Here is a 10,371-nt window from a genome sequence, read left to right as displayed (position 1 = left end):
AGTTTTAATGTTTTGATCTAACATCTGTTTTTACTCCAATGCATCCAAATTCTTTCAATAGATGCATAGTACGTTAAAACATAAAATAGGTGAAACAGTATGTTTTTATAGATTTGATCGGTTTTTTGAATTATGGAAAACATTCATAAATAAGATCAAGAATTTATCTCTAAAATAGGCTTTTTTATCTTTTCTAGCGTTTTAAAGTGAAAGTATTTAAAAATTTATATATGTTATATGGCTGTAAAGATTTTATGTCATAACATTAAAAGGTACTTTCATGTCATTGCAACGCGGCATTTATCAGCATTATAAAGGTAATCTCTATCAAGTTTTTTCTGTGGCAAAACACAGCGAGACTGAAGAAGAGTTAGTCGTTTATCAGTGTCTTTATGGTGACTATTCAACTTGGGTACGTCCACTAGATATGTTTACTGAAACGGTTCAACTGGCTGATGGAAGTATCGTGCCGCGCTTTAAGTTAATTCAAAGCACTTAACTCAAACGGCTGTCATATAAAATAACGATTTTAAAAGGTGAATATATGCCAAATACTTTTTTCTTACAAAGAGTTGCCGATTTATATGACACCTTTAAACGACATGATGCCCAGCAGGCAGATCGTTTGCTGAGGTATCGCAATATTGAGGCAGAGTCTGCAAAACTGCTATCGCAATTTATTCGAATGCAGCAAGCCAAATCAATTTTAGAAATCGGTACTTCAACAGGTTATTCTACTTTATGGCTTGCTGAGGCGGCACAAGCAACTCACGGAAAAGTAACCACGCTTGAAATTGATGTCAATCGGAGTAATGAAGCTAAACGCCATGCGACTGAACTGGCATTAGACGAATTGGTTGATTTTTGGGTGGGAGATGCAGCCGACTATTTAAAAGAAGCTCAGGAAACTTTCGATTTTATTTTGTTAGATGCTGAGCGTCCTGCTTATGAGAATTATTGGCCAGATTTAAAACGTTTAATGAAGCCAAAAGGTGGCGTACTCATTATTGATAATGTTATTTCACATGCGGCTGAAGTCAGTTCATTCTTAGCTTTAATTAAAAAAGATGAAAATTTTATGAGCAGTATTTTACCTGTAGGCGCTGGTTTATGCATTGTAGTGGCAAGGTAAGCCATTTAAAAAAATGATTTATTCATTCATAAAGGCCTGTTCAAAGCAGGCCTTAATTCATTGTGTTATGAAGCATTAACTAAAGATAGGCGAGTAAAGTGTAAGTCGAATTCTAAATATTTATGTACAAAAGCAGCTTTGTCTGTTGAGCGTAATAAGTTGTCATAAATAAATTCTGGTACAGGATGATAAAGTTCGCCTGAACCATCGCTATAAAATATTTTTAGATGACGTGAAGTCGCATTGTATTTCCATGAAGTGACTGCCACAGTATTCGCCATAAATTTTTCCCCTTTTATTTCATATTACTTAAGCTCAAAAAACATCGGTTATTTATTCGACATTACTCAAACTTCATGTAATGGGGAAGGGCATAATTGTAAAAGTATCAGTAGAAAATGTGATGTGCTTATTCAAAACAAAAGAACCATCCGATGAGGGATGGTTCTTTGAGTTTTTAAAATCTAATAAGAGATTAGATTTTACCAACTAGGTCGATAGATGGAGCAAGAGTAGCTTCGCCTTCTTTCCATTTAGCTGGGCAAACTTCACCTGGGTGAGCGTGTACGTATTGAGCAGCTTTTACTTTACGAAGAAGTTCAGATGCGTCACGGCCGATACCACCAGCGTTGAGTTCAACGATTTGGATTTTACCTTCTGGATCGATAACGAAAGTACCACGGTCAGCTAAACCTTCAGATTCGATAATAACGTCGAAGTTTTTAGAAAGAGTCCAAGTTGGGTCACCAACTAATGGATATTGGATTTTTTTGATTTCTTCAGATGTGTCGTGCCAAGCTTTGTGAGTGAAGTGTGTATCAGTAGATACAGCATAAATTTCAACACCAAGTTTTTGGAATTCAGCGTAGTTGTCAGCTAAGTCACCAAGTTCAGTTGGACAAACGAAAGTGAAGTCAGCTGGATAGAAGAATACAACAGACCATTTACCTTTAAGGTTAGTTTCGTTAACTTCAACAAATTGGCCGTTGTGGTAAGCAGTTGCTTGGAATGGTTTAACTTCAGTATTAATCAAGCTCATCATTGTCTCCATGATTGAGGTTTATATTTAAACTTGTTTACGAGATGTAGAATAAATAAAAATTCTTTATTGGGGAAATAGTATTTTTACATGACTAAAATCGGAAAATCGAATAAGTGATAAATTTACGATTTTTAAGTCCCCAAACACTGTATTCGATTTGACTGCAAAAACATGTAAATCAAATGACAGTTATCGTAAAAGAAACTTGCCTAACAACATGAAGTCTAGTGAGACAAAATTCAAGGGCAAAATTTTAAAAAATTAAAAATATATAAAAACCCAACTGTTTTACCTTATGGTCATTAGAGCGTAAAATAGAGGATTGTTGTATTTTCAGGAAAATTTGTCTGTGCAGAATGATTTAAATATTGATCAGTGGGTGATGGCAAGAGATCGTTACCGTTTAAATCGTTTGCGTAAAGATAAAAAAGCCAATGCAGCAGAGATTGAAAAATTATTTGAACAATCTAATGCCAAAGTCAGGCAGCGATTTGAACGTCTCCCTAAAATTAAACTGAATCAGGATCTACCAGTTTCTCAATATGCTGATCGTTTAATTGATGCAATTCAAAAGCATCAGGTCATTATTGTGGCGGGTGAGACGGGTTCGGGTAAAACCACACAGCTTCCTCAGATTGCAATGTTAGCAGGCCGTGGCTTAACCGGTATGATTGGTCATACCCAGCCACGTCGTTTAGCTGCGCGTAGTGTTTCTCAGCGTATTGCAGAAGAAGTTGGCGAAAAGCTTGGCGAATCGATTGGTTTTAAAATTCGTTTTAATGAACAAGGTTCGCAAGATTCAATTGTACGGTTAATGACCGATGGTATTTTGCTTGCCGAGTTAGGCAATGACCGCTTCTTGTCTAAATATGACACGATCATTATTGATGAAGCGCATGAACGCTCACTCAATATCGATTTTATTATGGGTTATTTAAAGCAGTTACTGCCAAAACGCCCAGATCTAAAAGTTATCGTGACTTCGGCCACTTTAGATGTAAATCGCTTTAGTAATTACTTTAATGACGCACCTATTTTTGAAGTAGAAGGGCGTAGTTATCCTGTCGAAGTGCTTTATCGCCCAATTTCAGAAATGAATATTGGCGGAAGTGATGACGATGAGTTTGATGATTTCGAAGAAAACTTACCTCGAGCAGTCGTACAGGCAGTTGAAGAATGTTTTGCTGATGCAGAAGCAAAAGGTCACCCCGAACATGCCGACATTTTAATTTTCTCAAGTACAGAACAAGAAATTCGTGAGTTGCAGGAAACCTTGCAAAAGTATGGGCCAAGACACACCGAAATTTTACCTTTGTACGCGCGCTTAGCTGTTTCAGAACAACAAAAGATTTTTAGTCCGGGTGGAAAAGGGCGTCGTATTATTATTGCGACTAACGTGGCTGAAACAGCGCTTACTGTTCCAAATATTCGTTATGTGATTGATAGCGGTTTTGCCCGTATTTCTCGTTATAACTATCGTTCACGTGTGCAACGTTTACCAATTGAAGCAATTTCTCAAGCTGCTGCCAATCAGCGTAAAGGGCGTTGTGGTCGTATTGCGGCGGGGGTGTGTATTCGTTTATATAGCGAAGAAGACTTCTTAAGTCGCCCTGAATTTACCGAACCGGAAATTAAACGGACTAACTTAGCATCTGTTATTTTACAAATGCACAGTTTAGGTTTGGGTGAGCTAGAAAACTTCGACTTTATTGAGCCACCAGATTTCCGTCTTGTAAATGATGGTCGTAAGCTACTTATTGAGTTAGGGGCACTTAATGAGAAGAAAAATGAGCTGACTAAAGTCGGGCAAATGATGGCACGTATGCCGATTGATCCACGACTTGCTCGTATGATTATTGGCGGTGCTCATTTTGGCGTGCTCAAAGAAATCTTGATTGTGGTGAGTGCTTTAGCGGTTCAAGACCCGCGTGAGCGTCCAGCAGATAAACAAATGCAGGCTGACCAAAAGCATGCCTTGTTCAAAGAAGCAGATTCAGATTTTCTGTTTTATTTAAAACTTTGGGATACTTTAAATCCTAAAGGTGAAGCAGGGATGTCTGAAAATAAACGACGTCAGTTTGCTAAGCAGAATTTTTTAAGTTGGTTACGTTTACGTGAATGGAAACAGACACATCAGCAATTAGTTGAGTTAGCAGAAGGTTTAAAACTCAGCTTTAATGAAAAACCTGCAAATTATGAAAACTTGCATCGCGCATTGCTGACAGGTTTATTATCGTTCATTGCCAATAAAACAGATGAACGAAATACCTTTATGGCCGTGCGTCAGCAAAAGGCTAAAGTTTTCCCTGCGAGTACTTTGCACAAAACCAATACCTCTTGGGTGATGGCTTTTGAGATGGTCGAAACCTCTCAAGTGTACTTACGTACTTTAGCCAAAATTGACCCTGAATGGATTTTACTTGCTGCACGCGACTTGTTGAAATATCACTATTTCGAGCCACATTGGTCTAAGAAAGCTGGGATCGTCAATGCATATGCGCAAATTTCTTTATTTGGTTTAATTATTGAGCCAAAACGGTTAATTAATTTTGAGAAAGTTGACCAACCTGCTGCTCATGAGATTTTCTTACGCGATGCATTAACTACTGGTAATTTGGGTACAGTTCCACCATTTTTAAAACATAACTTGCTTAAACTTGAAGAAGTAGAGCGAGTTGAAGATAAATTACGTCGCCGCGATTTGGTGGTCGATGAAGAAACAATTTATCAGTTTTATGCGTCGAAAATTCCTGAGGAAATCGCGAGTCGCCGTAGTTTTGAAGACTGGCGTGCAACGGTAGAAGCGAATCATCCGCGTTATTTATTTATTGACGATGATGCGCTCTGGCTCAATGACCGACCAACAACGCAGCAATTTCCAGATCATTTGCACAATGCTCAGCTACGTTTAGCAACCACATATCATTTTGACCCGAGCCATGACGAAGATGGTGCAACTGTTCAAATTCCTGTGCAGGCGTTGCCTCAAGTAGATGAAAATATATGGTCTTGGGGAATTCCGGGTTGGCGCCAAGATTTAATTGAGGCTTTACTTAAAGCTTTACCTAAAGACAAGCGTCGTAATGTGGTGCCAATTCCTGATACAGCCCGTAAGCTCATGCAAGGGGTAGATGCAGTACATTTACGTGAACATATTTTCAGTTATTTAGCTTTTGCCTTACGTGGTGAGCAAATTACTGACAAAGATTTTTCGTTTGAACGCATTGATCCATATTTGGTACCTTTCATTAAAGTGATTGATGAAAAAGGCAAGCTCATTGCTAAAGGTCGTGATTTACCTGAGTTAAAAGCGCGTTGCCGCGTGGAAACACATCGCCCAGTTAAACAGCAAAAGGGTGAGTTTAAAGACTTTCCTGAAAACTTTACTTTCGAGGCTTCTCATAAAGTTACGGGCGTTGTAGTCAAACAATATCAGGCTTTAGTACCGACCAAGGCTTTTGCTGAGCTCGAAGCTAAAGATGAGTCAGGCATTGTTATTCAAACGTTTAACGATCAAGCTGAGGCGATTAAACAGCATCGCGAAGGGATTATCCGCCTGGTACACATGCAGCTTGGTGACTTGGTTCGTCAGTTGAAAAAACAGATTTCAAAACCGCTCGCCTTGGCTTATTCACCTTTGGGAGATAAAGCTAAGCTTGAGCAGATGTTAGTCTATGCAACCTTGCAGATGGCAATTACGACTTTGCCAATTAATGCAGATGAATTTAATAAACTGCTTGAGCAAGTTAAAAAGCAATTTTTGAGTTATGGTCAGCAAGCACTTGAGCAATTAAGTGATATTTATATTCAGTGGCAGCAAATCCGTCGTCAGCTTTTAGTGCTTGATCCAGACGTGTTTGGACGCAGTATTGATGATATTGAAGATCAGTTAGATTTAATGTCACTTGGTAATTTTGTTTACCGCCAACCCGTCGATCTTTGGCAGGAATACCCGCGTTATTTAAAAGCACTGCTATTGCGTTTAGATCGATTGCCAAATAATCTACAGCGAGATCATGCCGCTATTGATGATGTCGATCCATGGATGGACAAGGTATTTAAATTCAAAAACGATCCAAGAATCAAAGAATTGTATTTGATGTTGGAAGAATTCCGCATTTCTTTATTTTCTCAGCCGATGAAAACTAAGATGCCTATTTCGCCAACTCGACTGCAAAAGTTATGGGATCGTTTGGGAATCAGTTAAGATAGATCGGGGTCTGTTTATGTTGTTGTTTAGGCTACAACGCAATTTATAAATGAAAGATTAACAGATCCTATTCATTTTTTTAGGAGTTTTACATGGGCATTCGTATCACAGGTACTGGGTTATTTCACCCAACAGAAATCATTTCTAATGAAGAACTGGCCGACAGTTTAAATGCTTATGTGGAACAATATAACCAAGAGAATGCAGAGAAAATTGCAGCAGGTGAACTCGAAGAATTACGTGGTTCTAGTGCTGAATTTATTGAAAAAGCGTCTGGTATTAAGCGCCGTTACGTCATTGAGAAATCAGGTATCCTCGATCCGACACGTTTGCGCCCTCGTTTGTCTGAACGTTCAAATGACGAACTTTCACTTCAAGCAGAGTGGGGCGTTATTGCTGCAAAACAGGCAATGGAAAATGCAGGCGTAACTGCTGAAGATATCGATGTTGTAATTTTGGCATGTTCAAACATGCAGCGTGCTTATCCGGCAGTAGCGATTGAAATTCAGTCGGCACTTGGCATTCAAGGTTATGCTTATGACATGAACGTAGCATGTTCAGCTGCGACTTTTGGTTTGAAACAAGCAGCAGATGCAATTCGTTCGGGTGCTCGCCGTGTTTTATTGGTGAACGTTGAGATTACATCTGGTCACCTAGACTACCGTAACCGTGATTGTCACTTCATTTTTGGTGATGTTGCAACGGCTTCTATTATTGAAGAAACCTCTACTAAAACTGGTTTTGAAATTTTAGATATTCATTTATTTACTCAATTTTCAAACAACATTCGCAATAACTTTGGTTTTTTAAACCGTAGCGAAGATGCAGTGGTTGACGACAAGTTATTCCGTCAAGATGGCCGCAAAGTATTTAAAGATGTTTGTCCGTTAGTGGCAAAAATCATTAATGCGCAGTTGGAAAAAATGCAGTTAACAGCAAACGATATTAAACGTTTCTGGTTACACCAAGCCAATGCCAACATGAATGAATTAATCTTGAAATATGTTGCTGGTAAAGATGCAGATCTAAGCCGTGCACCAATTATTCTAGATGAGTTTGCCAATACCTCTTCAGCAGGTGTGATCATTGCGTTACACCGTACAGGCCATGAAGTGAATGATGGCGAGTATGGCGTGATTTCATCTTTCGGTGCTGGTTATTCAGTAGGTTCGATTGTTGTTAAAAAGCATGTTGCTTAAGTTGCCAGATTAATTAAAAACGCTCGCAAGAGCGTTTTTTTATGAGTGAAATAATATAAAAAAGCGGACCCAAATTGGCCCGCTTAGATTAAATCAAAAGTAATTAAAACTTTTTAGTGTAGTTTACATACAAGCGGTCTTCACCAAAGTCATTACCATGTTTAACGTTGTAATCAATTCGAATATATTGCAGGGCAACGCCTTTTAAGAATGGCTGCTGAAATGCATAGTTTAAAATCACATTCGACTCGGTTTCATGGTTTTTCTCACCATTGGCTGCTTTAAAATCATGGCCGTACACATATTTCACCATCGCATTTAAGCCCGGTACATAATCTTTAAAATCGTAGCCATACATGACATGGTAAGACTTTTCGTCTTCTTTAAAGAAACCTGTAGCATTCCAGTTAATGAAATAGGTCTCTGGTAAGAAACCATCTGGTAATGGATAAGCCGACTCACCCATAATTTGTTGGTATCCTAAACCGAAGGTATGATTTTTTACTTTAAGAGTCTCTAGCACTCCAATATTTTGCGCATCAATATCAAAGGTATTGCCGTCATCTTTTGCATTGAAGTATTTAAACTTAGACGTAAGAGCAAAGTTAGGTTGTTTCCAATTATGCTCAAGTCCTACATAGTGTTTATTGTAGAGGTCTTCTAAATTACCAAAGTAATATTCGCCCTTTAAAGACGGCGTAAATTGATATCGCAGGTCAATATAATTTAAGCCATCAGATTCTTTGGTAATTCCATTTGCCGTAAATGAAAACTTTTTAAAGTCTTCTTCATTTCGTGGCGACACTTTTTCAACCCGACCAATTTCAGCATAAAGCTGATCTGAAAGTTGCGATTTAAGATTGGTTCCCCAATAAGAGGCAAGTAATTGTCGGCTTGCATCCACAGCCGTTACAGGCAGGTCTAACCAAAGTTCACCGATACTCAACAGGGTTTTGTCATAGCCCAGTTTTAAGGTTGCACCGTATTTTAAAAAGTCAGATGCTTGAGATTGTGTTTCCTTATTAAAAGGCAAAACTGTGTCCGCAACATGTTTATCTGAACTCAAGCGAACTGCGTATTGAACAGAAGCATCTGCACCAATCGTAATGGGTTTGTCTGCAATTTGCAGTGGAGTGTCATGCATTTTCGATTTATAAAATAGTGATGCGGCTTGAGACCAACTGCCAGTGTCTTTGAGTGCATCATTATCAAAATTACGATTGATATAGGCATTTTTTAAAGTGAATTTCCATTCATCTGCGTTTTGTTGAGCGGTATCAGCTGCCCATAAATTTGAACTAGTCAATAAACCTAATAATGTGGCTATTGCTAAATTACATGGCTTAAAACGGTGTAATAATTCCATAATCCATTTCCAAAAAGATGCGCCAGTCCTAGGCGCATTTATATTTACTGCTGGGTAAGCGTTTTTTGAGGGGTAAAAGTTGAGGGAGTCTGCCCAGCAACAGAGGCTTTTAGATTGACCATAAATATTGCAAGTGCAGCAATCACACCCGGAATTGCAATCGCTAAGAAATTCATTTGGTGAGGAAGTTCAAAGGTGAGCAGAGCTCCAGTTAAAACTGGACCGATAATTGCACCAATACGACCAATTCCAGATGCCCAGCCCATGCCAGTTGAACGAAGTGCTGTCGGATAGAACTGTGCAACGAAAGTATAGAGTAAGATTTGCGAACCAATTGTGGCAGCACCAGCAATCGCAATTAGGCTATATAAAATAAATTGTGGACTATTAATGCCAAGCAAAATTAAAGCTGCTGATCCCACAATAAACATGATCGTAATAACAGGTTTTAAATGGAATCTGTCTGCTAAAGCACCACCACCAATGGCGCCGACCATACCACCGATGTTGAGTGCAAAGAGGAATAACATGCTCGCACCTAATGAATAACCCGCTTGCAGCATGAGTTTAGGTAACCAGCTTCCTAAGGCATACACCATGAGTAAGCACATAAAGAAAGCAATCCAGAACATAAATGTGCTGAAGGTACGGCCTTGCTGGAAAAGTGCACGGACAGGTGCGTCTGTAGTTGTACTTTCATTTAACACCAGTTGAGTATTGGCGTTTACCTGAGTTTGTGGTGCAATTTTACTCACAATAGTTTTTGCCTGTTCGCTATGGTTAGATTTCACTAAAAAGGCGAGAGACTCTGGCAAAAATTTCCAGATGAGTGGAAGTAATAACAGGGGAATACCCGCGATTAAAAACATGATTTGCCAGCCCATATCTTTCACCAGCCATGCGCCGAGTAGAGCAGATGTCATGCCGCCAATTGCATAGCCACTAAACATGATCGCCACTAAGGTACTGCGGATTTTTTTAGGTGCGTATTCGGTCATAAGCGCAACGACGTTTGGCATAACGCCACCAATCCCAAGACCTGCAATAAAGCGTAAAATAGCAAACTCAGTTGGTCCTTTGGCAAAGGCACCTATAAAGGTAAATCCACTAAATAAGGTGACACAAATCAGGATGGTTTTTTTACGTCCCAGTTTGTCTGAAAGTGTGCCGAAAATCATGGCACCGAACATCATGCCGAATAGAGCAGCACTGGCGAGTAAACCAGCTTCAACAGCAGTTAATGACCATTGCTGCATTAACAGAGGAAGAGCAACCCCATAAATAACTAAATCATATCCATCAAAAATAATAATAAGTAAGCACCAGATTAAAACTTTCCAATGAAAAGATGTAAAACTAGCTTTATCAATTAACTCATTAATATTTACCTTGCTTGTATCCATTTTCTTCGCCTCCAATTTG

8 protein-coding genes are annotated in these 10,371 nt (G+C 38.9%); 4 read left to right on the top strand and 4 right to left on the bottom strand.

Annotated elements, in window-relative coordinates; translation table 11 throughout:
- Positions 1–280: 280 nt before the first annotated feature.
- Positions 281–499: a DUF1653 domain-containing protein gene (locus tag HUN22_RS12500; protein WP_057106805.1), complete on the top strand. Its 219-nt coding sequence runs from the start codon at positions 281–283 to the stop codon at positions 497–499.
- Positions 500–544: 45 nt separating this feature from the next.
- Positions 545–1,132 (top strand): O-methyltransferase, encoded by a 588-nt coding sequence (locus HUN22_RS12495; RefSeq protein ID WP_174729832.1) that lies wholly within the window; start codon positions 545–547, stop codon positions 1,130–1,132.
- 65 nt (positions 1,133–1,197) lie between these two features.
- Here the strand turns inward: HUN22_RS12495 and HUN22_RS12490 are convergent, their stop codons facing one another.
- Together HUN22_RS12490 and ahpC are read right to left on the bottom strand one after the other, a co-directional pair.
- Positions 1,198–1,413, bottom strand: a complete 216-nt coding sequence (locus HUN22_RS12490) for a KTSC domain-containing protein (protein WP_005070287.1) — start codon at positions 1,411–1,413, stop codon at positions 1,198–1,200.
- 194 nt (positions 1,414–1,607) lie between these two features.
- On the bottom strand, positions 1,608–2,171 hold the full coding sequence (ahpC, locus tag HUN22_RS12485) for an alkyl hydroperoxide reductase subunit C (RefSeq protein ID WP_174729829.1): 564 nt from the start codon (positions 2,169–2,171) through the stop codon (positions 1,608–1,610).
- A 352-nt stretch (positions 2,172–2,523) separates the two neighbouring features.
- On the opposite strand from ahpC, the gene hrpA reads away from it, so the two are divergent.
- Together hrpA and HUN22_RS12475 are read left to right on the top strand one after the other, a co-directional pair.
- Positions 2,524–6,381 (top strand): ATP-dependent RNA helicase HrpA, encoded by a 3,858-nt coding sequence (hrpA, locus tag HUN22_RS12480; RefSeq protein WP_174729826.1) that lies wholly within the window; start codon positions 2,524–2,526, stop codon positions 6,379–6,381.
- 95 nt (positions 6,382–6,476) lie between these two features.
- Positions 6,477–7,583: a beta-ketoacyl-ACP synthase III gene (locus HUN22_RS12475; RefSeq protein WP_174729823.1), complete on the top strand. Its 1,107-nt coding sequence runs from the start codon at positions 6,477–6,479 to the stop codon at positions 7,581–7,583.
- Positions 7,584–7,686: 103 nt separating this feature from the next.
- Here HUN22_RS12475 and HUN22_RS12470 read toward each other — a convergent pair whose 3' ends face one another.
- Entirely contained in the window at positions 7,687–8,949 is a 1,263-nt protein-coding gene (locus tag HUN22_RS12470) for an OprD family outer membrane porin (RefSeq protein WP_174729820.1), read from the bottom strand.
- A 44-nt stretch (positions 8,950–8,993) separates the two neighbouring features.
- Positions 8,994–10,352, bottom strand: a complete 1,359-nt coding sequence (locus HUN22_RS12465; RefSeq protein ID WP_174729817.1) for an aromatic acid/H+ symport family MFS transporter — start codon at positions 10,350–10,352, stop codon at positions 8,994–8,996.
- Between the last annotated feature and the right edge of the window lie 19 nt (positions 10,353–10,371).

This window comes from Acinetobacter lactucae, from assembly GCF_013344765.1.
Lineage (GTDB): Bacteria > Pseudomonadota > Gammaproteobacteria > Pseudomonadales > Moraxellaceae > Acinetobacter > Acinetobacter lactucae_A.
This window is presented reverse-complemented; position numbering and strand designations above follow the sequence as displayed.

Coding starts and splice junctions, on each gene's coding strand:
- HUN22_RS12500 (WP_057106805.1), top strand. CDS start 281: ATGTCATTGCAACGCGGCATTTATCAGCATTATAAAGGTAATCTCTAT.
- HUN22_RS12495 (WP_174729832.1), top strand. CDS start 545: ATGCCAAATACTTTTTTCTTACAAAGAGTTGCCGATTTATATGACACC.
- HUN22_RS12490 (WP_005070287.1), bottom strand. CDS start 1,413: ATGGCGAATACTGTGGCAGTCACTTCATGGAAATACAATGCGACTTCA.
- ahpC (WP_174729829.1), bottom strand. CDS start 2,171: ATGAGCTTGATTAATACTGAAGTTAAACCATTCCAAGCAACTGCTTAC.
- HUN22_RS12475 (WP_174729823.1), top strand. CDS start 6,477: ATGGGCATTCGTATCACAGGTACTGGGTTATTTCACCCAACAGAAATC.
- HUN22_RS12470 (WP_174729820.1), bottom strand. CDS start 8,949: ATGGAATTATTACACCGTTTTAAGCCATGTAATTTAGCAATAGCCACA.
- HUN22_RS12465 (WP_174729817.1), bottom strand. CDS start 10,352: ATGGATACAAGCAAGGTAAATATTAATGAGTTAATTGATAAAGCTAGT.